This window comes from Rhizobium sp. PRIMUS64 (genome assembly GCF_023006465.1).
Classification (GTDB): Bacteria; Pseudomonadota; Alphaproteobacteria; order Rhizobiales; family Rhizobiaceae; genus Rhizobium; species Rhizobium leguminosarum.
Window position 1 is genome coordinate 1 of the sequence record NZ_JALBGX010000076.1, and the last position, 21,672, is coordinate 21,672.

The window sequence follows — 21,672 nt, forward strand, 5'->3', positions numbered from 1 at the left end:
GTTGCAGTTGCGGAGACAGACTATTATGCCGAGCTTTCGTTCTTGGATTACCGGAAATCTCGGGCTTTAGGGAATGGGCTCGGCATAGTATCGGGCTCGGGATAAATTCCTGACCTTCATATCGATCAGTTGAAGCTGAAGAGCCGGAATTTTCATTAGAAGGGAACGCGGCGTTTGGATCGGACCTTCTTGTTAATTGCGGTCGCTCCTATTTTTTCGTAGACCGCGCCCATTGGTGCAGGAGTTACAGGACATCCTATGGGTACATGGGGCAAAGACGTTTTCGAAAATGATGCTGCGAGTGATTGGATGGCACTGTTCGACCGGCTGGGATTTCTTGCTGTGACCACCCCGCTTGCCGAAATTGCTGAGTATTCGGATTTAGGGAAACCTATTCCGGCGGAGACAGAACAAACCTTCTGGGCGATGTGTGAGGTTGTGGCAATCGCGGGAGGATTACCAACTCCTCCATCCATCGACGATCACAAACTAGCGATTAGGCGCGATGCCGGGAAAATATTAAAAATCCCAAATCTCAGACAGCGGATCATGGTGGCGTTGGAACGATTGGACGCTTCGGAAACGGAGCTGAAAACACTTTGGATGAGCGCTGGTGAAGGCGGTGATTTTGAAGCTGACTGTAAGCGATTGCGGGGTTCCGTGCTCAAAGTTCTTGCTCAATGAGCTAGTTCTCAAACGTGTTATTGCTGGATTCTCCTCCTCATTGCGGTTGCGGCCACTGCTTGCGTGCAATTTAACCGATGTTCTTCACGATTCCTCTGAAGGTTGATGCGATACGGTCCTCATACCAGCGCGGAGCATCATGATCTCATGCACTTCCTCAGTTTCATACTCCCACCCTACGCCATTGGCTTCCTCGCCTTGTGCTTTTGGTGGCGGTGGTGGTTGCTCGTTCCCGCTGGGCTCGTGGCGGCAGTTCTGGCCAAAATCGAATACGCGAGTGTCAATGCCTCGGACGGGGCTGGCGCGGCATTGGGGATCATTCTCGTTGTCTTCGTGATGATTGGTGCCGCCAGCGGTTCCGTTGCAAGCGGGCTTGTGGTGATCGGACGCACGACCCGAGTGCAGGCACTGCGGGCCGTATACGTGCTTCCTATCGTCTTCATCATAGGCTTCGGCAGTTATTTCGTGGTCACCTGGACCCAGCAGAAAATCAGGGAGGCTCGCTATGCGCCGCCCTCTGCCGCATGCCTCGACAACCTGCATCCGGCCCGGATCGCCGATGTCGACATAGCGATTCCAGTCGCGCCTGGTATCTTCCTCTACGGCGATGGAATGAACGACGACCATTACATTCTTTGGAGCAACCCAGATGCTCGCGCCTTCTGTAGCGAGGCAGATGGAGGCAACGCGACCTTGAAGTCCGTGGTCTTCACGTTGGATGGCAGCCCATCGCGGAGAGAGATGCAGACTAACCGACCGTTTTGCTCGCGCCCGCACCCTGAATATCCGTGGGCCGAGATGGCTTGTCACCTGATCCCGACCGACGTTATTCCCGACAAGCCTGTCCAAATGACAGTTTCCGTCAAGGCCTCGGACCCCTCGGTACGTGAACGTGAAGCGATATTGAAGAACCAGCCCACCGTGGCTTCGGACGGCCTCAGAACCTATCGCTCGCAGAATGACTTCTACCTGCAGCGGCCGGACGGATATTTCGCTCAATGCCGGGACTATCGTTCCAAAAGCCAACCTTGGCTCTACTGCACGGCCAAAGAGGAGTTATCAGACAAGCTCACCATCTCGTACGATTTCAGGAGCACTGCCGAGCTTTTCATAACGCAGTCGGCGACTGTTGCGACCAATGCCCGTGCGATCTTCAATTCTCTAAAACCGTAAACGTTCGTTCCCTATGCGCGGCAAAGCGCTCTTCCGCACAGTCTATTTTATCGCAAAGAGCAGTAGCAATGTGCGTTCAACGTTCACTGCTGCAATGACACAAGATCGGAGAAACGATTATGGGTGGAGTTAATATCTATTGTGGTTCGTTCGTCGGCGAGGACAAGTCCGGCACCAAGTTCGAGACCGTCCTGTCTGAAGTTGCTGCGAATGATGGCAGGGCCAACACTAAAAAAATCATCCTGGGCATAATGGAGTCAATCAACGATGCTGATGATCACATTCTGATCTCAGCAGAGGATGCAAAAGAGCTGATTTTTCCGCTTACAGAATACCTTCAGCGTCTTCGTGACGACATCAGCGCTTTTGATTTGAGAGAATATTGCGCAATTGATCTGCTGAAAGCGTGCGAGGTGGCGGTCGAAGAGAAGGAGCCAATTGCCTTAGTTTGGTAGGATTTTGCTCGCCGCCTGGCACATGCGTATTGACCTAACGGATTCACCGTTTCTTCCGACCTGCATCCTTATGCTTCGCTGCGTATACAAAGTGGCGATACCAATGGACCCAGCCGGAAACCTCCGAAACGACATCAAAGTTGCACTGCATCGCCAGAATTTAACCGCTTGGCAGCGCACGTTTCTGACCGACATTCACGCTCGTCTCGAACGATCCGGCGGACAGGCTCGCCTTTCCGATAAACAGTGGCGCAAGATTTTCGAAATCCTCGGGCGGCCGGACAACGTGATTGCGTTGCCGCCACGAACGGTCACCGCCTATCCGCCTCGCCCCCAACCCACCAAATTGTACCGACCTCGTTTCGGTCGGGCAGGTAGACGGTTGAGATGGCGTCTTCGAAATCTTGCCATTGGATTTTTGGTCGTGATGACCGTTGCTGTCGGACAGCAGGCATTCGAATTCGGCCGAGCGCAATTTCAATCGGCTCCGGCAGCCTTGAGGGGTTCGCAAAGCCAGGAATTCACGGTGACTGACGGGGATACCGTTCATGTCGTCGGCGATGCCACCGGCACGCGGTTGGTCGGCTTCAATACCCCGGAGAAATTCTCGCCGCAGTGTGAATATGAGCGTCAACTGGGAGAACGGGCATCGTCGCGTCTTCGGGAACTGGTTGCCCATGGCAGTGCCCAGCTGACAAAAGTCGCATGTGCGTGTGGGCCCGGCACCGAAGGCACTAGCGAATGTAACTATGGCCGCTCCTGCGGAATATTGCGCGTCGACGGGAAGGATGTAGCCAGCATCCTGATTAGCGAGGGTCTTGCTGTGCCGTTTGCGTGTGGCAGGACGAGCTGTCCGCCGACGCCTCGGCCCTGGTGCAGGGAATAACCCCATGTTCCGGCGGGCCCTTTCGCATGTTGAATGGCTTGTTAATGCATGTTCACGTTGATCCGCTTAGTCAGCTAATCGCGCTCTCGATTTCGATTAGTCTCAGGAATAATACCTCTGGAGCGTGACCCTGGCGCGGGTTCGTGTCGATCCAGTTTGGCAGGAGTCGACATACGTTCTCGCGGGCGACCGCTCCAAAAGTGGCGATGGCGCTTGCTCCAGGCCGTGACATCATTGCCAAGAGCTTGTTCTTCCGGGAAGCGGATCAGTCGCTGTGGGCGGCAATCGCGTCGTTTTTAAATTCGCCCCATCCAGCACGACGATCCAGATCGAGGGTCGGGGTGACTGTTGAGATTGCCTTCACCAGTTCTGGGAATGAGCTTGCATTTTGTGCAACCTATGAACTATTAATGTGAGGCCGTTGTACTTATGGGGGTATTATCAGTGGCGCTTTCTGCGGAATTTCGCAATCAAGGGTCGATGTCGCGATTGACCAGGGCTCCGCAACGTTCGGCGTTGGTTGTAAGACCCGTCGCATTTGTGCGTTGCTGGCCTCTCTTGCCTTCACGTCGGCACCTCGTGCAGCGCTATGAGAAACAGTCGACATAGCGGCTGCTGACAAAGCTTCGTATGACAATGTCTCCCGGTATCCGCTCCATCGGGACCTATATTTGTTGCCTGATAGGAATAGAATATTTCGGTGAAGGGGGCTTCGCGGCAAGAATAATTGCGTATAGATCCGTTTTGGTATCGTTACGCCAGCATCTTATATTTCGTCAATTCTGACAGTTCGCCTGCCGAAGATGCGTTATATCTAAATCGAACTTAGATTTTGTTCGAGGAGGCTGAGCCCTTGTTGCCTGACGGTGACGCGCCTGTTCTTTTCTCGATGCTCGTATCCATCATGTCCAAAGGAGAAACCCTGATGGGAATTCAAGAGGTTCTGAACAACCTTAATTTCGTCGATGCCCTCGTTGGGGAGGAGGCGCGCATCAGAGCGCTGATATCTGATTTGTACAGAATCTCCCCAACGGCCCGGAGTATTTTCGATGTTGTGGCAGCGGGCGAAACGCTTACGTTCGAGCACGTCCCGAATGTGATGAGTTCGGAAGAAAGCTCATTTTTGGTCAAGTACGACCCGCAGGCCCTGGACGGTAAGTGCGTTATCGATACCGAGGGGACAGTATCACATTATTCCTTCGAACAGGCGCTCATGCACGAGATTATCCATGGCGTCATGGGCTATACAGACGGTGAGAACAGGGGCGTTCCCCCGAATTTTCTGCAGAACAGTGGATATGACTATGTGGGCGACACAGTCAAAGTTGAGCAGATTATTGCTGGTGAAATGTCCAAGGACGCTTATTACGATCCTCTGTTCGTTGAGCGCGCGTCCTATCATTCGACGCTCTCGGAGGACCAACTAGCGACGCTTGATCTTTTCTCGGACAGCTTGAGCGATCTGACCGGATTGGTGCTTGTTGATGATCTCGGAGAGGCGGGATTATCTGGCGGGAATGAAATCGACACAAGGGACTTCTCGGTCCCGGTCTTATTAATTGGCCTAAGCGGTGATGACGTAATCCACGCTGGTTCTGGGGACGACTATCTGTACGGAGGCACGGGTAGCGACAAATTGTTCGGTGGAAACGGCGATGACTTCCTTTCGGGAAATTCGTATTCCGACAAGCTCTTTGGGGAGGCTGGTAGCGACTACATTTTCGGAGACGCAGACGACGATATCCTAATCGGCGGAGCGGGTAATCCAGATCAGTTAAACCTCTCAACGCTTCATTCTGAGTGGTATGATGGCGAGGTAGATTTCCTTCTGGGGGGCGATGGTTTCGACACGTACTACATTTTCGCCACCGAGGGATTCTACGGCGGAGTCATAAGTAGTCAAATTACTTGGGATGCGATTGAAAAATCAGACTGGATTGATAAGAGCGACAACGACTTTGTCGCCAACATTCAAATTGTTCAGGACAACGTATGGGCCAACTTTGCACTGACAAGTGGAATGGTGGCCGCTGCCCTTAGTGGCTATGATGGCGACCCATATCTCATCGGATCAGCCACCTTCAATACCGGCGGAGGATCGTTCCAGGAAGACGTCCTCGGGAAAATGGTGGACGATTTCTTCGTGGTCTACACGGAAGTGATCGATGCGAAAAAAATCCTATGCGTCTTCCCGAGTCTCCCGGAACCAGAGGAGCAACTGATAGCTGATCCGTCTTCGCCGGACGGCTTCGAACTGTGGCAATCGGCACAGCGATCCTTCGATGCCGATCTCCTGCTGGTCTAGTTAGCAACAAAACGTCCGCGATCTCGCCAACCTCAGTCGGTGTGCTCGCTCCGGCTGAGGTGTTTCCTTCTTTGGATGATCTTCGTATCATCGCCGGGGGCTGGCGGTGTTTCCACGCCTGCGCAAACGTAGTGACGAGGGTGCAATTAATGAACCGACTGACCGTCTTCTTTTCCGTTGCGCTGGCGACCGGTGCCGCCCATGCAGACCAAGTTCCATTCCTCCCCAATACCAACGTCCCAGACTACACGGCGAAGATGGTTGTGCGGGAGACCTACGGGGATGGGAAGGACAATTGGAGGGTCGTGAAACATCACAACGGCTGGACGCACGTTGAGGAGACACAACATGACGAGACACATATCTGGTACGGACACTTCTTCCAGAACATTGTACTGTCGACAGGCAAGAAGGGCGGGGAAGAGATAAATCGCTTCACTATCAATCAGGCCGATCTGTCGCGCGAACATCTCGGCATCAAGGAGGTCAAAGAAACGGATGATGTCGAAACCATAGGCGGCGAGGAGTGTCGATGGCGGCAAATAGTTCGAGGCCCTCCGCCAAGCCCTATTTGGATGACCTGCTTGAGCAGCGACGGGATCGAGGTCGCAACAAAAGTTCTCTTCTCCCAGGGCAACGTGATGTCCGAGGCGCGACTGACCGAGATCGCGCGCGGTCCGGTGCCGGAAGCCGAGGTAATGCCCCCCAGCCAGCTTTTTGACGCCAGCACGTGGCTCAGACCTCTGCGCAATTACCCGGATCGTCCTCCGAATGCCACCGACTTCGAAGCGAAATTAGTCGCAAGGGCGTCTGAGAATCCGTCGATAGACAGAACGTCTGAAGTGCGTTTGTTGCGACATTATCCTTGGTGGCTTCGTCAACGGACGGGCAAGGACGGATCGATCCAGTTCACGGTTTGGAACGAGCTTGAAAACCAGGGAATTTCTTATTTGTCATCAAAGGGGCAGCGTAGGATCGAGGCTGCTCGTTCCCCCGTGGACCCGAAGCGCCCCTTCATAGGCTTCGGCATGTCAAGGAGAATGGAAAATCTGGGCAAGCAGGATCGGTTTCTAGGCGAGAATTGCACATGGTATGACCTGATGCCGAACACGGCTGATGCAGGCCAAAAGCAGTGCATCAGTTCCGACGGTATTCCTTTGAAAGACGACTACTGGTCCGGCTTGAGTGCGGTCGAAAGCTTTGACACGGTGGAATTCACCCGTCGGCCCGTTGACATGAACGAAATGCAGCCGCCTCGCGAATATCTCGATTCCAAAGCTTGGGGATTTGAGTTCCAATAGCCGGAGAGTTGGCGGACATGACATAGCCGGACTTTGCGCCCAACTGCGCATGTTGGCTGTTGCCGGTAGGCCCATCGTTTTCATTACCGTAAAACCATGTTCGCAAGCCGAAAGTCGACTGGGTGGAGGGATTTCTATAATCTCCAGGCTCTCACGGTACTGTAACTCTTTTCCTTCTTCTCCTCTCTTCAACGATGATCCCGGCGGCCGCCCAGACAGAAAAAAGCCGTTGTCGGCGGCAAGGATTTTGATGCGACGGCGGCCACCCAAGCCAGATGATACCTTGAGGAGGTCCTGGTCCATGGACGCACTTAATCCAGCGGCACATGTTCAGATCGACGAAATGTGCCCGCGTGATGTTTCTGGGGACGATTCGGATCGTTTCAAACGATGCCGCGATGCAATTCACTTGGAATTCGCCGCTCTCGTCGACCGTGCAGTGGCAGCGGGGCGGGCGGACGAGGTGCTGCAATCATCGAGTTGGCAGATAATCACACGCTGATTACTTGCCGCGAACGCCGATCTGACGCTCTGCTGATGATGTCGATAAGAAAGCGCCTCTGAATTGAATTCGAGGGGGGCGGCTCCAGAGAGAAAGTTTGACCTCCTGATCGGAAGGGTTACGCTGTCGACCACGGGAACCGAGGTCGTTGTAATCATGTGCAATCTCTACCGCATGGAGGACAAGGACTGGGTCAGCAAATGGGCCCAGGATGCCGAGAGCCTGATTAACCTGATGCCCGCCTATCAAATGAACCCCGACCAATGGGGGCCAATCGTTCGCAACACTGCTGATGGCCGCAAGCAGCTTGTGCATGCGCGGTGGGGATTGCCGTCGCCGTTTTTTGCAATCAAGCAGGCGGCTGAAGCCCGGGCTGAGAAATTGCGGCAGAAGGGCAAGCCGGTCGATATGGAGTTGCTCATCCGGATGGAGCCGGATAAGGGCACCACAAACATCCGAAATCTCAATCTTCCGCATTGGAAGAAATGGTTCGGTGTCCAGAGCCGTTGCGTCGTGCCGGTGACCAGCTTCGCCGAGCCCGACCCCGCCAGCAAGCAGGAGGGCGGCAGCACACCGAACGCCTGGTTCGCCCGTGACGAAAGCAAGCCGCTGATGTTCTTCGCGGGCGTGCACGTCCCGCAGTGGCAAAGCGTCCGGAAAGTCAAAGATGGCCTGACCGCAGACGATCTCTACGCCTTCTTGACGACCGATCCCAACGACATCGTCAAGCCGATCCATCAGAAGGCGATGCCGGTCCTCTTGCTGACCCAAGAAGAGGTGGATGTATGGATGCGTGCACCCTGGGAGGAGGCGAAGGTGCTCGCCCGACCGCTTCCGAACGACCAGATCGTGGTGACGTCACGGGAACCCTATGGTTCGACCATCGTGACCACGTCCGGGGAGCCGGTGTCCCTGCCGACCTTTCTTTGAACGCAGAAACATCATCGATCTCAGGAAGTTAACCGTTCAATAGCCAATGAGCGGAGGTTTTAGATGTCCCAAAGTGCACGAAGCCGCAATCGGAGCCCGCGTCGCGGCTTACCACGATCACGAGGTCCGCTTCGAGGCAAAGCGTGGCATTGGAGGACTACCCTGTGGGGGCCGTGATATGCGTCAGCGCAACAGGATGCCACCGACCTTGCTCCATCCGTGATCGAACGAGGTCCCCATAGGACACGGCGTCTTTCGGCCGCTTCCTCTTGTGACGGTTCTTGTTGCAATACAGACAGGCAGCGACGACGTTCTCCTCGGTATCCCGCCCCCCGTCACATCGAGCCTCCAAATGCTCTGCCGTACACCGGAAGTGCAACGCGGCGCGGTCGGTGACTCGGAAGCGTGCGCTGAAGATTTTTGGATCAGTCTCCCACATGGGCTGCTGGCAATAATAGCATTGCCACCTTTGGTTCTCGGCTGCTCTACGTCTAAGAATTTGTATGCGGCTGTTTGATTTCATGAGTCCACGTCCATTGCTTCATTGCTGAAGCGGACGTGCAACGGACCAAAGGACCGCCCCTCAGTTGGGAGGATATTCCTCGCACAAGACGACGCCTGATGGCGTCACTCCGCAGTCTTTGAACGGTACGAGCACCTAGATTCTGCGCCACGTTGACGGGCCTTAAACCAACCCCAAGCAAGCATATCCACTTGCCTCCGTCCGACCCCAAGGTAAATGGGTTAGCCAGATTGTCAACCACAACAGGGGATATGCAGACCGTATTATCGCAGCCAGCCGCTCTCTTACTGATTGTCATCGGTGAACGACAGTAAGGGCAGCGATACCCGCCTCATCGGCCGCACGCAATAGCGCTTTTCGGAACTGCTCGGGACCAATCTGTCCGTTAATTGCGTCGACGCAGGCTTTTACGGCAGCGACGTATTCGTCGCCGTCACCGCAGGGCCAATCTTTGATCAGGAAATGCGCTGCATCGCCGACCGTGCATACAATCTTGTGCGCTCCCCGACCGCGCAGAGCTAGCCCGACTGGGGTGAATGCCGACGATGTGTTCCAGTTCATTGTCCCCGACCCCTCAAGGCACATATTGCAATCCCCACGCGCCATATACGCGCGTATCTTAAATCTGGATTGAAAAATATAACTGATGGCTACGTCGTCGAAGAGCTGCGTCTGAAAAAGGAGAGGGCGCTCTACGACCTAATGCCGGAGCGCCCTGAGCTGCGTCGGCCTTTGTTGCGACTATGGTCAACGGCAGCACGCCGAGATGACGAGATTCTGGTCAAATTGCAACCGCTAGCTCAGCAAATTTCGCGCGAAGGTCCGAACTGGCATTTCGTAATCGCCCGTTTACCAGCTTTTCGAGCTGATGGCAGGCCCATCTTGGAAGAAGCGGTTGTTTTGCGTACAATCAAATTACTAACAAGGGTTGTGACTGGTGCTGTATATTGCGATTGGATTTCTCCTAGCCCACGTTGCCCTTGCTGCAGCAATGTTCACTCTTGGCGGTGAGCATCCATGGGTACTTGCCCTTCTTCTCAGTTGGTATGGTTTCGCCATGCTCGGTCTCATGGCCGTCATCTGGGTTCATTATAAAAAATCGACCCGGCGCATGGAGTCGTCTCATTAAAATGCAGGGGAATTCAACCTCGCAGCCAAGCGACGTGGGGCAAACTCTGATCGCAGAGGGCCTTGGTGCGATCATGATCATCTCACGAAAAAGCCGCCGAATGGGCTCAGCCTCTTCTTGCCCGCTTCCTCGAAACGCGATGATTTCCGTGGAAATCTAGAAATGGCAACCTTAGTTCGGCAGCTTAGGATCGCGTTGGTCACAATCTTATGCATCGTCGTTTTTGCGGCGTTGTTCGAGTTCTTCAACGCCGTCCCGACATATCTTTCTCTCTCAGATCACATTGAGCGAGGCAGCGCAAAAAGTGGCAGCACTCTGGTCTTCGAAGCGCTCGTGTGGGGACTGTTATTCCGTGCGCCGGGCTATCTCTTCAATGGCACGGCACCGTTACTGATCGTGCTGGCGGCGGCGGAATGGAGGTCAACGAAGAGCTGGCTACCGTATTTTGCGATTTGGCTCATTGCTGGGCTGCTGGCGACGGGTTTTCCGATCACTGATCCCTTGAGACTTGCGGCCGCCCTGCTTGCTGCCGCTGCCGTCAGCTATCTCTACTGGCTGCTCGCGGGAAAATCCGCAGGTGGTTGGCCGCAGGTCTGGCGGAAGAGGGGGCCCGCCTCTACCCGGAAACTGGTGAACTACGCCGCCTATGTCCTGCTGGCATATCTCGGTTACCAACTTTCTGGCTATCTCTACTATGGCGGCAAGCTGCTTTGGGTCACCGTTGTTTCTAAGCCTGGTGCGGGAACACCGCCCTTCCAAGCGGAATACAAACGAGAGCTGACCGCTTCCCAGAAGGTCGCCATGATGGATTTCCCCGATCCAGTGTCCTGCCTGAGAAAGGCGGAGACGGATGATCTCTCGAAAGACCGCCTGAAGGAGATGGATTGGGAGAGAATAGATAACGATGAGGAAGCGAACGTCTGCATGTTCAGGCTGCTGGGCTCTTACGAGGATTTATCCTACGCCACAGACTGGTTCAAAGCGCAAGGTTTTGACGTGCCGAATGCCTTTAGCAGCGCTCGTCCTTACATAGAGTCGGACGGCACACAGCGGGTTGTCGGCATGTATTCGATACGCAAGAACGGTCCCAAATTCCCAACAAAGGGCGTCGTTCGGCGGGCGTTTGGATCGATTCCATATGGAATGGCCGTGAATGCGACGTGGTCAAAGGACGGTAAGCAGTTGCTGTGGGTAAATACGAACTACAGCACTCTGTGAGGAGCGCCGATCTCGATTGGGAACTGGTTACAGGAGAAAATGATGAATGGATAGTTTGCTCCTCTTCCTTGGAGACATCCTGAGCAATCTAATATCGGGCAATTCCTCGAAATCAGTGTTCATGCGTTGGGTGGAGCGCACAGTTGTCGCGGTCGTGATCATGCTCATCACTCTCGTGCTGTTTCAAATGTTCGACAATTGATGTCCGGCATTCGCGCCTCCGGCACAGCGGTGCATAGAATGGTGAATTCGATACCAAATACCGGATTATTTCACACAGTCCGTAGCGGCACCCCTCACATGAAGGAGCTAATTTAACCGATGTCTGAGGCAATCAGCTCAACCCCCGAACGCGACCAAGGTACTACGCAGCCGATTCTCGTCTTGCGCGGAAGCGTCAGAATACTCTTCATGTTCATTGGCGTCATGGCTCTCTTTTTCGTCTACCTCTCACTCATCGCCCTTGGGCAGGTCGAAATGAGCAGACCCACCAGTGGTGTCGGAGAGGGCTTGTTCGCGATCCTGTTCCTCTCCGTCATCGTCTATGTTGCGGTAAAGGCGCGGCAGGTGGACTTCACGAAACCCTTAATGATGATCGGTCCCGACGGCATCACCGGTCAAAAGCTGCCAAAGCTCATCCCTTGGTCAATGATCGAACGCGTTGATATTCCTCAGACCGGCCGGGCGGGGCTGATCTATCTGACCGTGCGCAAGGACGCTGATCCTGAGATACTCGAACAGTTGCGCAAGCGGCAGCCTCTTGAAAGGACCGTCGCGATTCCGCACAGATGGGTTCCAGGATTCAGTTCAAGCGAAGTCAAGGACATCGTAAATCGCTATTTCGAAAGCTCACAACGGGGATGAAGGGGGCCACTTTCTTGCCGACCGGAGCTGTCGTGCTGCCTTGATCAAGGTAAGACCTGCAATAGAAACGCAGGCGAACTGAGAAAACCGCCCGCGACGAGGCCAACGAAGCCGAGAGCCATAGCTCCAACCAGCCCATGATTCTCCCAACCGATGAGAGCGCCAATTGCGGTCGCAGCGACGATGATCGACACCGTCCCCACGATTTTGATGAACGAGATCACGCGACTTACGGCCGTGGTTTTCTCGTTGGTCATGGCGATAAGCTCCGATTGGGTCCGTTTGCCCCAGTATAATCTCGAACCCTAATGCTTCAAATTCCTGGACAGATTGTCAGAATGCTCAGCCGATACCGGCGGCGTTTCTAAAGGCTGCGTTGCCTGCGGGCAGCACGAGTCGATAGATGAGCGCCTCCAACTCGTCGTCCCGAAGCCGGTTCCATCGAAGCGTCTCACTCCACGACGACTTCGGATGCCTGGGGATCGGCTGCATGACTTACATAGCCGGGTTCCTCGGTATCCGAGAAGACTTTCGTAATTACGCCTGATCTCAGTGCTTCAGCGTTTTGGACGCGATAAAGGCCGTCAGGCGTCGCCAGTCCCATCATAGCGAAAACATCGTCTCGGCTGACTCCCATTTCGTCGAGATAGCTAGAAAGCATCCGCTTCAACACGAGATCAGACCTCGTCGAAATTGCGTCCAGGTTTCTTCGCCCTGCCGTCCCATAACCGGAGTTTTTGCGGCCGTTCGTTATCTGATGAAGGCCGATATCGGAAGTAACACCCGCAGCGCGGACCTTGCCGCCAGCTAGGGCAAGTGGGCAGGCTGAGAAACAGTAGGCCCCTCCAGCGTGAACTTCGCCTACGGACCAGCCATTCCTGACGATCTTTTGTGGGCAGCGCGGCTCAAGCATAGGGCAGTCGTTTAGCCGGGTCCTACCGATTGCGGTTTCGAGACCGGCCGCTCGGATCATACGCCCAATTGAAAGCGCGGCGTCCACGCCGCCGCCGTTAGACTGAAACACAACAGGAAATTTCCGGCCTTTGAGGCTCCTGAGAAGGGTCTTAAACCGTTTCGGCGTGTCAGAAGTTATCGCGCCTTCGGCAGATATCCATTGGATACAAGTTTCCTTGCAGTTGCCATCATGAACCAGAGCAAAATCCATCGGCCGATCTTCGAGTGGCTTCTGGCCTGCGTCCGCCGGAACGGTCGCAATCATGGATAGAAAAAAGACTGCACTAATTAAGTAGAAGGTTGACCGCAAATTGAAGTGGATTGGCATGCACATCCCCATAACATCAGATAATTGCTATCGCCTCGACCTCCCATAGGCAATGGTTTTAGAGCCCCGACGACGAACCAGAAAGGTCTTTTTCGACAGGCCCTCCTCAATCTCGATAGCCCACGGCAAACCGTGTGAACTCATCTCTTTTCGGCTCGAAGCAGTCACCGGCTTCTCGAAAAAAGGCAAAATCGGCAGCAATTTTGGATTGAAAATAAAGCGATCTGTAACGAGTCGATGAGAAATTACTTTCTTTAGATCGTGTACATCGACCGGGTGCCAAACTCCTCGACGCTAAACAACGCCTTTCAACCCATTTTCGGTTCTTCGATTGCAAATAGAGAAATCGCACATGAATATTTCGTCTGGCACATTGATTACATTCACATCTTTGGTTGGCATCGCGGCATTCAGTATAGCGCGGAAAATTACCGCGTTACGTAGCGGTCAGCGCTCGTCCGCTAAGGCAATCAAGGCAATTGACATCGAAGCTCTCAGCGAATCTGGCGCGTTCAAACTTTTTCACGTTATCCCTTTACAATTTTCGAGCCATCCGATGATTGCCTTGCTCGTCGACAGAGGCCTCTTTGATTTTAATGAGCTAAGAAACACACTTATGCTTCCTGTTGATCAGGAGTTGGCGAACAAAATGCAGATTTCTGTGTATTCTGATGATCCATTGCTGGCGTATACTAGCGGCATCAGTGCACAGCTTGAAAAAGTTTGGAACTCTACACAGGGTGTGGCCGCGAGAGCAGGCGACAGTTCCGCCATTGAGCATATTGCGAAAGAGACATATCGGTTCGCAGCTACGGTAAGAGCTGGCCTAATTAATGGTGATGTTTTTGTTGACGTGAAAGAAACGTGAGAGGCGACGGCGTCACAGGCTTCAACGGCTGCCGTCGGCGCTTTCCAACCAAGGTGATCTTCCGCTATCACCTTGAAGAAGTCATCACTCATTGGCCACATAGTAGCCGGTAACGAGTTCCTTGGCCAAAGCTTCAAGGGCTTCCGGGTAAGCTACATCAACACACTGAAGTTTGGCCTCTCGCGCTGCCTCTAGCATTTCCCTCTTGTCGCGGATCGAACGCTCGACAAATTTCTCGATGATCAAAGCTGCCGATTGAGTGGCGTCCTTGTAGCCAGCTTCTTCCATCATACGGGCACGTAAGAAGTCGTCTTCTGCGTACAGAAACACGGTTCTGACGAGGCTTGGATCGAGTTTCGTCATATATTCTGGCCGCAGTGCTGACCCTTCAAGTATGAAGGGCTTCAAAAGCTGCCTCTGATTTTCGATGATCCAACATATGTACGGCCACATATTCTCGTGATGAACCTTCAAAAACCAGTGCACGGTATCATCGGAGAGACGTGAATAATATTCAGCTACCTGGGGACGGAGCAACGGCCACGGTCTACCGGGGTGGCGGCCCAATTTGTCTGTGGAAATGAGTTCCCTACCGAGCGAGACAGCCAAGCTCTTTGCCAGTGTGGATTTTCCAACATGCGAACTGCCACCAATCAAAATCCCCAAGTGGTGTTGCTGCATCCTCTGACCTCCAGTATCGCGATCAATTGGTCACTAATATTCGCAGTTGATGACTGCTCTTGGCGAATTGCCAGCGCTCCACGGCCGGTGGCGTTTGCCATGCATTTACGGAGCCATTTCCAGAAGGAAATCTTCAGATAGAGCGCAGCTGGTGGTTTAGAAGTGCCGGAAGCGGGTTAGGCCCGCGCTACCAGTCCGTAGCCGGTGGGTGCCAATCGCTCGGTCACGTTAAGGACGGTCCACGCTGCCGCCGATTCCGCCCAGGCCGCCATATCGGCATTACCTTGTGTTTTTCCCGATACCGCCAGCGCCGTCTGTCGCGCTAAAGCATAGGTAGCGATTGCAGCAGCGGAGCACTGCTTCAATCCATATCCGTTGGCAAAAACAAACAGCCGCCGAATTTGTTCGTCGCCAGTATAGTCCGGATTGCCGAGGTCGAGCCAGGTGAAGGCCGAGTAACCCAAATCCCAGAGGCGAAGACCGGGTGCCATAGTGTCGAAGTCGATGAAGCCCGTGGGCAAGCCGTCAACGAACACGGCGTTGGTCGGTCCCCAATCATTGTGGCACATAACTTCGGTCCCACCGTCTTCGTCGCTGACCAGGCTTGCTGTTGTATCGTGAAAGCGCCGCAACAATGCTGCAGCGGCCGAGAGTTGTTCATCATCGAAGTGGTCCAAATCCGAGGGAACCCTCCCAGGGAGGAACGACACTGCCAGCCATTCGGCACGCTGTCATGGCCGCGCTGCCACCGAACCAAAGACCTCAATGATGTGCAGCGCTGCCGGGATTCTCGGCGGTGCCGCTGCGAAGGCCAATACCCTTGGTAAGATCGTGTAGGTCCCGCGAAGACTGGGAGCGGCTGTTGGCTGCAGTGAAGATCGCTTGCACCTTCCAGTCACGCAGAACGCGAAGAAGGCCATCAGCTCCTTGTCTATGGCGATGGTGACTACCAGGGACCGATGGTGCCACTATCGCCCCAAATTCCTTCGCTCTCGCGTCTATCGCCTGACCCACTTAACGGCTCAAGGTTCTTTGCAAACGAGCGACCAAGAAGCCTGCGATGACAGTATCCTCACCTACGCGGCTGAAACCGGCATTGATGTAGATTTGAACAAGTTTGGGTCTAGGAGTGCAGTCGAGGCGCAGGAACTGGTAACCGGCGCATTTGGCGTATTGAGCTGCCCAATCCAGCATCATGCGCGATAAGCCAAGCCCCCCGAAGGAGCGGGCCACGGCAAGCTTGTGAAGATAGAGCGCTTCTCCGGGATCAGCTTCCGGCCAAAACGCACCGTCACTCTGCTCAACATACATACATGCAGCGATTTCACCGTCAGCTTTGAGCACGACCACTTCTGCCGCGTGAATTTTTTGCGTGATCTCGGATAGATCAAAACTGGCGGCTGGCCACAGCTTTCCCGGGCCCTCGGTTTCTAACCACATGGCCACGGATTGCAGGACTTCTGATATCTTTATGGCTTCCGTTTCGTCGGCTTTTCGGATTTCGATATGGAGCATAGGACACCTCTTCAGAGTTTGAATGGTGCCCAGGCGAGCGGCGGTTGATTTCCTATGCTTCCCGATGGTGAACCATCTCTTGTCGCCAGTAACACAGGAAGTGTCAGCCTATCATCTTCCAGAACAAACGCTATCCATGCGTAAGTCAGGTCCAATCAGAGTCCGCTTTGAGCCCAGGAAGCGACCGTTGGCCGCGTTTCGCGTGCAAATTTCCGGCTTATGTAGAAAATTCCACCAATTACGCAACCGGTGTTCTATTCCCACATTGCCCGCTGTCGCCTGATCTGTGATCGACGTTCCATGGACGAGCGACAAGGAGTTTCTCCATGGAGACTACATTGGAGGTTCTCACGACGCGGCGGAGTCGACGTGAGGTTCATCGTCAATGGCCTGAGGAGGTAGAGGCGCGGATCGTATCGGAAAGCTTGCATCCGGGGGTGACGGTGAACGAGGTGGCGGAGCGCCACGGGTTGAAGGCGAACCACCTGTCGTCGTGGCGAACACACTGGCGCGGCAGGGCAAGCTGGTTTTGCCTGAGCCGGAAGATACAGTCGAATTCACGGCAATGGTTGTCGAGACGCCCGCGCCGGAGCCGCCGACTGCCAAAGCAGTCTCCCGCGCCGAGATTGTCGTCGGCCCTGTCACCATCCGTCTTGAGGAAGGTGCGTCTGCTGCCCGGATCGCGGCCATTGCGCGTGCCCTGGCGGTGACGACATGATCTTTCCATCGAACCGCGTGCGGATCATGGTGGCGACCAAGCCGGTCGACTTCCGCAAGGGTCATGACGGAATGGCAGCACTGGTGAAGAACGAACTGCACAAGGACCCGTTCACCGGAACGGTGTTCGTGTTCCGGTCTCGTAAGGCAGACCGGCTGAAGCTGATCTATTGGGATGGCTCTGGTATCGTACTGGCCTACAAGAGGTTGGAAGAACGCAGCTTCACCTGCCCCGACATCAAGGATGGACTGATGACACTGCCCTATGCCCAGTTCGAAGCCCTGTTTGCGGGCCTTGATTGGCGGCGGGTACATTCCGTCAGGACGAGAACGCCGGAGACTATCGAATAGCTGCGGCACGATGACTCAGGACGGCTAATTCCAAAGGCAAATCGGCGTGGGATTTGGTAGGTTCTGGCTATGCTGGACGCCGCCGATCTTCCCGATGATGTTGCTGCCCTGAAGGCGCTGCTGATTGCGGCGCAGGCACGCGAGGCAGGCAAAGACGCCCAGATTGCCCGCAAGGATCAGCGGATCGAACGGCTTGAGAGACTGGTGGCGGCCTTCAAACAGGCAGCCTTCGGGCGCAAGTCCGAGAAGACCGATCCCGACCAGTTCGATCTGGCATTGGAAGACCTGGAAACGGCCATAGCCGCGATCCACGCCGAAGAAGAGGCGGACGCTCGGCCGAGTAAATGTGCGCCAGGGCTGCAGTTGGCCACAAGGCGACTTCTTCCGTTGCCCTCGACCAATCGATATGGTCGCCTCATGGACGAGGATAACGAACGCCATGAAACTTGCTCACATCAACTTGGTGGCTCGCGATGCGGAAGCGCTCGCAGCGTTCTACGTGAATGTCATGAAATGCGAATTGCTTCGCGCACCCAAGATGTTGTCCGGGGAAATCGTTTCGCGAGGAAATGGCCTTCCGAACTCTGAGATATACACGGTCTGGCTCAAATTCCCCGAACTTGAACGCCCATTTCTGGAAATACACGAGCATACGGTTACCCATCATCGTCATCAGCCAAGAGTTAACGAACCCGGCTTCGGTCACCTGTCGTTCCAGATGGAAGACATTAGCGACGCACTTTCGAAGATCATCCAAGCTGGTGGGGCGCAGATCGGCCAAATCACGGATTTTGGGACATCAGAGAAGCCATACCTGATCGCTTACGCACGCGATCCAGAAGGAAACGTCCTTGAGCTTGAGCAAATCGAGCACTGACCGCCAATTGCTGCATGGTTGCCATCCGCGTTACAGCACTCGGCACTATACAAAACGCAGCTCGGTCAAGGTGCAAGCGGGACACCGCTTACGAAGAAACTGTTGTCTGGATGAGTGCACCCTGGGAGGAGGCGAAAGCGCTGGCCCGGCCGCTGGCGAACGACCAGATTATGGTGACGTCGCGGGAGCCCTATGGTTCGACCATTGTCTCCTCGTCGGGGGAGCCGGTGTCGCCGCCGAACCTTCTCTGAGCCCGCGCGTCGTTAAGCGATCTCTTGCCGGGATCGTTTAGCCGGTGCTTCGACGTCATCACCAAGCTGGCGCGGAGGAATTTCCATGTCGCAAATATTCTACAGACCGTCCGAAAACCCGAACAGCGGTTGCGCTCGTCATTGAATCTACCTCAAACCCAACCCGTCGATGAGATCGGCTCTGCCAATACGAACGAGAGCCGAGACCACCTCGTTCTTTTCGTCTGGCGGAGTTTGCTGAAGCTCTGCCGCGACAGCTTCCAAAACCTGGATGTCATCATCCTCGTGGATGTGGCGGAACGTCGATCTAAATAGGAAATGACGATTGCCAAGGCGACGGCCAAATTAGACATGTACCCTCTTTGATAAAGCCCGCATGTAGACCAACAGCGGCACTAAGCCGTAGCCGATATATACCGTAGGCGATCTAAAAACGTTCTGGATGATTCCGTAAGCTCGGCGCACGGCGGTCTCGTTGACGTGGTAGGCCGCAGCGATCTGCGGGGTGGATTTAGCCTGTCGTTTTTTAGATGCGGCAGCCTAAGCGATGGTCAGACCAGCCTCCAGGTTGGGTCTTCGCCATTCTCGATTTTGTGGATCACGAAGCCGAGGGAGCTTTTTGCTCCTTCAATGGTTCCGGCTGAGCCCGCGAACCGACCTGCCGACGTGCGTAACCACCAATACCAGCCGTCGCGAGCTTCAGGAACCACACCCCCTTCATACCCAGCCCTCAGGAGCCTGAGTTCGCGGCCGATCTTGGTGAAGCGAATAGGGGCGATATTCATCGGGTCACCATATCGCGCAACTCTTTTAGATCGAGTTTGAGTTCATTTGGGCAGCGACGTCAACGTGGGAGCGGAACACCGGTTACCCAATTACGATATTTATACTCAGAGGTCTCCACTAATAGTCCTAAAGTCGAGCGTGCAGAACCTTCGAAGACTGCAATTTTAGCGTGTTGATGAACTCAGTGACTAGGTCGATTGAAGTCGCGTCGGTAGCAAGCCCTCCCAAATGCCTCGCGATTTCTTCGCATTCTTTTGCTGAGAGGGAACGGAGGTTCGATCTGACTACGTTATATTCGGGCGTCCCGCGAGAACCCAAGGAGCGGTTGATGACGAAGCATTCCGTTTGTCCGTCAAGTCGCTCAACAGACAGGGCAAGCGAGCCACCGTCAGGTGCGACGGCGTAGTCAACGATCAATGTGAACACGGCGACTCCGATCTGTTTTAGCCTCTTCTTCCATCAGAACGCATACCTTGGGGAGCAACTACCGCCGAGATTTTTGGGCCCATTCTGCAATTTTGGTCGCCGCTTCCGTCGGGGACATATCCGTAACATCAAGCTGCAGCAGGTTGGCCTCGTCGATGCCTGCAAGGATTTTACCGTGGGCGTGGTTTCTCCTTGCCATTTCAGCTTCGCGAGGCTTCCTTTTCGCGGCTCGCCCGGCTGCTTCGATGCGGCGGATGTTCTCTTCAAGATCGCAGTGGATGTGTACGACAAACAACGGCCCCCGCTCATCACCGAGGCGCATAATGCGTTTCCATTCGGCATCTCCCCAATCGCTGCTTCCAGCAAGCACCGTCGTTATAACGACAGGAACTTCCGTCGGGAGTTTCAAAATTAGGTCGTGTGCGACGCTTTCAATCTTCTCAACTGCTTCGATGAACTCTGGCGATTTGAACTCTGCCAAAGCAAATGCGACATTGTAGACGCTATGAATGTCCAGCAGGCGACCGGAGATTTGGGAGATCAATCCTTGGCCGATTGTGAGCTTTCCCACTCCAGGATAGCCGTTCAAGACGATGATCAAGGAATGCTCCTTCTAGTGGAGTTCACAACCAAATAACCGCTACCCGTTGGGTGCTGATCTGGCAATCATCTTTGCGTGAGTACCGCTGGTTGCGCATCTGAGATGGTACGCCAGTGCCTGAACCAACTCGATTTGCCGTTGGGCCGATTGGCTGAATGCGCCATACAGCGAAGATCTGAAAGTGGACGGCCCAGGGATAGATGCTACATCGATGGATAGTGGGGATAACGCGGACAAGTGGTGAAACCCCCGCACCAAAGGCTGTGACATTGGCCGCTTTACGACAATACTTCTGCTTCGAACAGCAAAGAGCACAAACAATGAGCAAATTGACCAGAGCGGAAGTGTTTCAGCGTTTTGAAGCCGCGCTTGCCATATTAGGCGAAGAGGATTGCGAGGACGCGCAGGCTGATCTGAGGATGAAGAACTTGAGAAATTTAGTTAAGTGGGCAAGCCAGGATTCAGCGGTCAATCTCCACGACGTCGCCAATGATGTGGTGGCAAACTGACATCCGCCATGGGGCCGAACGGGATGGAGCGAAACCTCGCTTTAAACCGAGATTTTAACGAGTATGAGGTTGTAAGTGGCTTCTGGTGGAAAGCTCGGATTGCTTCTCTTTCATGCTCTTCCGCTTGATGGCTCGATGTGGGATCGCCAGATTAATTTGTTGCCTGGGTCCACTTATGCACCAACGCTGTATTCGTTAGGCGACAGTGTTGAGGAATGGGCCGCCTCGGCTTTGAACCAGGTCAACGAGGAACGCATTGTCGTCGTTGGCTGCTCGGTCGGTGGTTCTTGCGCGTTGGAGGTGGCCGCGATTGCCTCCGATAGGGTTGCGGCGCTGGTTCTCATCGGGACGAAGGCGAGGCACCGACTTGATCCGATCCTTCATTTGTCCGCGTTGGAAACGATGCAAAAGGAAGGGCTGGAAAAGGCTTGGGACGCCTTTTGGGCACCGCTGTTTTCAAAGGCGACTGCTGGATCGGTGGTCGATGCGGCGAGGCTGACCTTCCTCCGCCAGTCGCCTGGCGATGTAGCGAGAGGGGTCACCGCATTTCATAGCCGTCCATCCCGTGATGAAATCCTTTCGAAGTTTTCCGGACACGTTGCAGTGATTACCGGCGCGGAAGATACCGCCCCCGGTCCTAAGGTGAGCGCAGATCAAGCGAACTCTGCGCGACGAGGGCGGCTATATGTCATCTCGGAGTGCGGGCATTACGTGCCGCTTGAGCAACCCGAACATCTGAATTCCATTCTGCGTGACGTGATAGCGACCCAGTGATGCCCTTGAGCAGGCGGAATCCGCCTGAAAGCCACCTCGAATGACCGTGGTGCGTTCTAACTTT

At 54.5% G+C, this 21,672-nt stretch carries 27 protein-coding genes, 3 pseudogenes and 1 riboswitch; of the genes and pseudogenes, 20 read left to right on the forward strand and 10 right to left on the reverse strand.

Annotated elements, in window-relative coordinates; all coding sequences use genetic code 11:
- Positions 1-258: 258 nt before the first annotated feature.
- The 3 genes from MOV76_RS25040 to MOV76_RS25050 all read left to right on the forward strand — a co-directional run bounded on the left by MOV76_RS25040 (position 259) and on the right by MOV76_RS25050 (position 2,312).
- The gene (locus MOV76_RS25040) at positions 259-684 is read left to right on the forward strand and encodes a DUF4259 domain-containing protein (RefSeq protein WP_258719827.1); all 426 of its coding nucleotides are present in this window, start codon (positions 259-261) and stop codon (positions 682-684) included.
- 222 nt (positions 685-906) lie between these two features.
- The gene (locus MOV76_RS25045; RefSeq protein WP_247265512.1) at positions 907-1,857 is read left to right on the forward strand and encodes a hypothetical protein; all 951 of its coding nucleotides are present in this window, start codon (positions 907-909) and stop codon (positions 1,855-1,857) included.
- 119 nt (positions 1,858-1,976) lie between these two features.
- On the forward strand, positions 1,977-2,312 hold the full coding sequence (locus MOV76_RS25050) for a hypothetical protein (protein WP_247265513.1): 336 nt from the start codon (positions 1,977-1,979) through the stop codon (positions 2,310-2,312).
- 160 nt (positions 2,313-2,472) lie between these two features.
- Here MOV76_RS25050 and MOV76_RS25055 read toward each other — a convergent pair whose 3' ends face one another.
- Positions 2,473-2,991: a hypothetical protein gene (locus MOV76_RS25055; protein WP_247265542.1), complete on the reverse strand. Its 519-nt coding sequence runs from the start codon at positions 2,989-2,991 to the stop codon at positions 2,473-2,475.
- Between MOV76_RS25055 and MOV76_RS25060 the strand changes: the two genes are divergently transcribed.
- The 5 genes from MOV76_RS25060 to MOV76_RS25080 all read left to right on the forward strand — a co-directional run bounded on the left by MOV76_RS25060 (position 2,890) and on the right by MOV76_RS25080 (position 8,236).
- Complete coding sequence (locus tag MOV76_RS25060; RefSeq protein ID WP_247265541.1) at positions 2,890-3,198, forward strand: thermonuclease family protein; 309 nt, start codon at positions 2,890-2,892, stop codon at positions 3,196-3,198. The two genes, MOV76_RS25055 and MOV76_RS25060, sit on opposite strands and share 102 nt — an antisense overlap.
- An 853-nt stretch (positions 3,199-4,051) precedes the next feature.
- Entirely contained in the window at positions 4,052-5,503 is a 1,452-nt protein-coding gene (locus MOV76_RS25065) for a calcium-binding protein (protein WP_247265514.1), read from the forward strand.
- A 149-nt stretch (positions 5,504-5,652) separates the two neighbouring features.
- On the forward strand, positions 5,653-6,804 hold the full coding sequence (locus MOV76_RS25070) for a hypothetical protein (RefSeq protein WP_247265515.1): 1,152 nt from the start codon (positions 5,653-5,655) through the stop codon (positions 6,802-6,804).
- A 301-nt stretch (positions 6,805-7,105) separates the two neighbouring features.
- Positions 7,106-7,306 carry a hypothetical protein gene (locus tag MOV76_RS25075; protein ID WP_247265516.1) on the forward strand — a complete coding sequence of 67 codons (201 nt, stop codon included), beginning with the start codon at positions 7,106-7,108 and terminating at the stop codon, positions 7,304-7,306.
- A gap of 156 nt (positions 7,307-7,462) precedes the next feature.
- Positions 7,463-8,236, forward strand: a complete 774-nt coding sequence (locus MOV76_RS25080) for an SOS response-associated peptidase family protein (protein WP_247265517.1) — start codon at positions 7,463-7,465, stop codon at positions 8,234-8,236.
- Positions 8,237-8,393: 157 nt separating this feature from the next.
- On the opposite strand, the gene MOV76_RS40375 is transcribed toward MOV76_RS25080, so the two are convergent.
- On the reverse strand, positions 8,394-8,759 hold the full coding sequence (locus tag MOV76_RS40375) for an HNH endonuclease (protein WP_408987999.1): 366 nt from the start codon (positions 8,757-8,759) through the stop codon (positions 8,394-8,396).
- A gap of 294 nt (positions 8,760-9,053) precedes the next feature.
- Positions 9,054-9,320 (reverse strand): DUF982 domain-containing protein, encoded by a 267-nt coding sequence (locus MOV76_RS25085; protein ID WP_247265518.1) that lies wholly within the window; start codon positions 9,318-9,320, stop codon positions 9,054-9,056.
- Positions 9,321-10,050: 730 nt separating this feature from the next.
- Here MOV76_RS25085 and MOV76_RS25090 point away from each other — a divergent pair.
- From MOV76_RS25090 to MOV76_RS25100, 3 genes are all read left to right on the forward strand, one after another.
- Positions 10,051-11,106 carry a hypothetical protein gene (locus MOV76_RS25090; RefSeq protein WP_247265519.1) on the forward strand — a complete coding sequence of 352 codons (1,056 nt, stop codon included), beginning with the start codon at positions 10,051-10,053 and terminating at the stop codon, positions 11,104-11,106.
- Positions 11,107-11,152: 46 nt separating this feature from the next.
- Positions 11,153-11,308, forward strand: coding sequence for a hypothetical protein (locus MOV76_RS25095; RefSeq protein ID WP_247265520.1), 156 nt, complete (start codon positions 11,153-11,155; stop codon positions 11,306-11,308).
- Between the two features lie 119 nt (positions 11,309-11,427).
- Complete coding sequence (locus tag MOV76_RS25100) at positions 11,428-11,970, forward strand: hypothetical protein (RefSeq protein ID WP_247265521.1); 543 nt, start codon at positions 11,428-11,430, stop codon at positions 11,968-11,970.
- A 44-nt stretch (positions 11,971-12,014) separates the two neighbouring features.
- On the opposite strand, the gene MOV76_RS25105 is transcribed toward MOV76_RS25100, so the two are convergent.
- On the reverse strand, positions 12,015-12,227 hold the full coding sequence (locus MOV76_RS25105) for a hypothetical protein (RefSeq protein WP_247265522.1): 213 nt from the start codon (positions 12,225-12,227) through the stop codon (positions 12,015-12,017).
- Between the two features lie 194 nt (positions 12,228-12,421).
- A complete protein-coding gene (locus tag MOV76_RS25110; protein WP_247265523.1) occupies positions 12,422-13,252 on the reverse strand; it encodes a hypothetical protein in 831 nt (276 codons plus the stop codon).
- 352 nt (positions 13,253-13,604) lie between these two features.
- Between MOV76_RS25110 and MOV76_RS25115 the strand changes: the two genes are divergently transcribed.
- A complete protein-coding gene (locus MOV76_RS25115; RefSeq protein WP_247265524.1) occupies positions 13,605-14,120 on the forward strand; it encodes a hypothetical protein in 516 nt (171 codons plus the stop codon).
- An 84-nt stretch (positions 14,121-14,204) separates the two neighbouring features.
- Here MOV76_RS25115 and MOV76_RS25120 read toward each other — a convergent pair whose 3' ends face one another.
- The 3 genes from MOV76_RS25120 to MOV76_RS25130 all read right to left on the reverse strand — a co-directional run bounded on the left by MOV76_RS25120 (position 14,205) and on the right by MOV76_RS25130 (position 16,316).
- Positions 14,205-14,801: a hypothetical protein gene (locus tag MOV76_RS25120; RefSeq protein WP_247265525.1), complete on the reverse strand. Its 597-nt coding sequence runs from the start codon at positions 14,799-14,801 to the stop codon at positions 14,205-14,207.
- Between the two features lie 176 nt (positions 14,802-14,977).
- Positions 14,978-15,478: a phosphotransferase gene (locus tag MOV76_RS25125; RefSeq protein ID WP_247265526.1), complete on the reverse strand. Its 501-nt coding sequence runs from the start codon at positions 15,476-15,478 to the stop codon at positions 14,978-14,980.
- 337 nt (positions 15,479-15,815) lie between these two features.
- Positions 15,816-16,316 (reverse strand): GNAT family N-acetyltransferase, encoded by a 501-nt coding sequence (locus MOV76_RS25130; RefSeq protein WP_247265527.1) that lies wholly within the window; start codon positions 16,314-16,316, stop codon positions 15,816-15,818.
- 20 nt (positions 16,317-16,336) lie between these two features.
- Positions 16,337-16,419: riboswitch (ZMP/ZTP riboswitch) on the reverse strand.
- A 223-nt stretch (positions 16,420-16,642) separates the two neighbouring features.
- On the opposite strand from MOV76_RS25130, the pseudogene MOV76_RS40135 reads away from it, so the two are divergent.
- The 6 genes and pseudogenes from MOV76_RS40135 to MOV76_RS25160 form a co-directional block, all read left to right on the forward strand.
- A pseudogene (locus MOV76_RS40135) lies at positions 16,643-16,771 on the forward strand (IS66 family insertion sequence element accessory protein TnpB); the annotation flags it as partial.
- A gap of 38 nt (positions 16,772-16,809) precedes the next feature.
- Complete coding sequence (locus MOV76_RS40140) at positions 16,810-17,034, forward strand: hypothetical protein (protein ID WP_247265543.1); 225 nt, start codon at positions 16,810-16,812, stop codon at positions 17,032-17,034.
- Complete coding sequence (gene tnpB / locus MOV76_RS25145; RefSeq protein WP_247265528.1) at positions 17,031-17,384, forward strand: IS66 family insertion sequence element accessory protein TnpB; 354 nt, start codon at positions 17,031-17,033, stop codon at positions 17,382-17,384. The genes MOV76_RS40140 and tnpB overlap by 4 nt, the downstream gene beginning before the upstream one ends.
- Positions 17,385-17,453: 69 nt before the next feature.
- Positions 17,454-17,729 (forward strand): annotated as a pseudogene (locus MOV76_RS25150) (transposase); the annotation flags it as partial.
- 94 nt (positions 17,730-17,823) lie between these two features.
- The gene (locus MOV76_RS25155; protein ID WP_247265529.1) at positions 17,824-18,261 is read left to right on the forward strand and encodes a VOC family protein; all 438 of its coding nucleotides are present in this window, start codon (positions 17,824-17,826) and stop codon (positions 18,259-18,261) included.
- 92 nt (positions 18,262-18,353) lie between these two features.
- Positions 18,354-18,512, forward strand: a pseudogene (locus tag MOV76_RS25160) (SOS response-associated peptidase); the annotation flags it as partial.
- Positions 18,513-19,063: 551 nt separating this feature from the next.
- Here MOV76_RS25160 and MOV76_RS25165 read toward each other — a convergent pair.
- Both MOV76_RS25165 and MOV76_RS25170 read right to left on the reverse strand, forming a co-directional pair.
- Entirely contained in the window at positions 19,064-19,297 is a 234-nt protein-coding gene (locus MOV76_RS25165) for a hypothetical protein (RefSeq protein WP_247265530.1), read from the reverse strand.
- A 485-nt stretch (positions 19,298-19,782) separates the two neighbouring features.
- Positions 19,783-20,325: an AAA family ATPase gene (locus tag MOV76_RS25170; protein ID WP_247265531.1), complete on the reverse strand. Its 543-nt coding sequence runs from the start codon at positions 20,323-20,325 to the stop codon at positions 19,783-19,785.
- Positions 20,326-20,645: 320 nt separating this feature from the next.
- Between MOV76_RS25170 and MOV76_RS25175 the strand changes: the two genes are divergently transcribed.
- Both MOV76_RS25175 and MOV76_RS25180 read left to right on the forward strand, forming a co-directional pair.
- Positions 20,646-20,834, forward strand: a complete 189-nt coding sequence (locus MOV76_RS25175) for a hypothetical protein (protein ID WP_097631556.1) — start codon at positions 20,646-20,648, stop codon at positions 20,832-20,834.
- A gap of 99 nt (positions 20,835-20,933) precedes the next feature.
- A complete protein-coding gene (locus MOV76_RS25180; RefSeq protein WP_247265532.1) occupies positions 20,934-21,608 on the forward strand; it encodes an alpha/beta fold hydrolase in 675 nt (224 codons plus the stop codon).
- The last annotated feature ends 64 nt before the right edge of the window (positions 21,609-21,672 follow it).

Coding starts and splice junctions, on each gene's coding strand:
- MOV76_RS25040 (WP_258719827.1), top strand. CDS start 259: ATGGGTACATGGGGCAAAGACGTTTTCGAAAATGATGCTGCGAGTGAT.
- MOV76_RS25050 (WP_247265513.1), top strand. CDS start 1,977: ATGGGTGGAGTTAATATCTATTGTGGTTCGTTCGTCGGCGAGGACAAG.
- MOV76_RS25055 (WP_247265542.1), bottom strand. CDS start 2,991: ATGGGCAACCAGTTCCCGAAGACGCGACGATGCCCGTTCTCCCAGTTG.
- MOV76_RS25070 (WP_247265515.1), top strand. CDS start 5,653: ATGAACCGACTGACCGTCTTCTTTTCCGTTGCGCTGGCGACCGGTGCC.
- MOV76_RS25075 (WP_247265516.1), top strand. CDS start 7,106: ATGGACGCACTTAATCCAGCGGCACATGTTCAGATCGACGAAATGTGC.
- MOV76_RS25080 (WP_247265517.1), top strand. CDS start 7,463: ATGTGCAATCTCTACCGCATGGAGGACAAGGACTGGGTCAGCAAATGG.
- MOV76_RS40375 (WP_408987999.1), bottom strand. CDS start 8,759: ATGAAATCAAACAGCCGCATACAAATTCTTAGACGTAGAGCAGCCGAG.
- MOV76_RS25085 (WP_247265518.1), bottom strand. CDS start 9,320: ATGAACTGGAACACATCGTCGGCATTCACCCCAGTCGGGCTAGCTCTG.
- MOV76_RS25090 (WP_247265519.1), top strand. CDS start 10,051: ATGGCAACCTTAGTTCGGCAGCTTAGGATCGCGTTGGTCACAATCTTA.
- MOV76_RS25095 (WP_247265520.1), top strand. CDS start 11,153: ATGGATAGTTTGCTCCTCTTCCTTGGAGACATCCTGAGCAATCTAATA.
- MOV76_RS25100 (WP_247265521.1), top strand. CDS start 11,428: ATGTCTGAGGCAATCAGCTCAACCCCCGAACGCGACCAAGGTACTACG.
- MOV76_RS25105 (WP_247265522.1), bottom strand. CDS start 12,227: ATGACCAACGAGAAAACCACGGCCGTAAGTCGCGTGATCTCGTTCATC.
- MOV76_RS25110 (WP_247265523.1), bottom strand. CDS start 13,252: ATGCCAATCCACTTCAATTTGCGGTCAACCTTCTACTTAATTAGTGCA.
- MOV76_RS25115 (WP_247265524.1), top strand. CDS start 13,605: ATGAATATTTCGTCTGGCACATTGATTACATTCACATCTTTGGTTGGC.
- MOV76_RS25120 (WP_247265525.1), bottom strand. CDS start 14,801: ATGCAGCAACACCACTTGGGGATTTTGATTGGTGGCAGTTCGCATGTT.
- MOV76_RS25130 (WP_247265527.1), bottom strand. CDS start 16,316: ATGCTCCATATCGAAATCCGAAAAGCCGACGAAACGGAAGCCATAAAG.
- tnpB (WP_247265528.1), top strand. CDS start 17,031: ATGATCTTTCCATCGAACCGCGTGCGGATCATGGTGGCGACCAAGCCG.
- MOV76_RS25155 (WP_247265529.1), top strand. CDS start 17,824: ATGAAACTTGCTCACATCAACTTGGTGGCTCGCGATGCGGAAGCGCTC.
- MOV76_RS25165 (WP_247265530.1), bottom strand. CDS start 19,297: ATGAATATCGCCCCTATTCGCTTCACCAAGATCGGCCGCGAACTCAGG.
- MOV76_RS25175 (WP_097631556.1), top strand. CDS start 20,646: ATGAGCAAATTGACCAGAGCGGAAGTGTTTCAGCGTTTTGAAGCCGCG.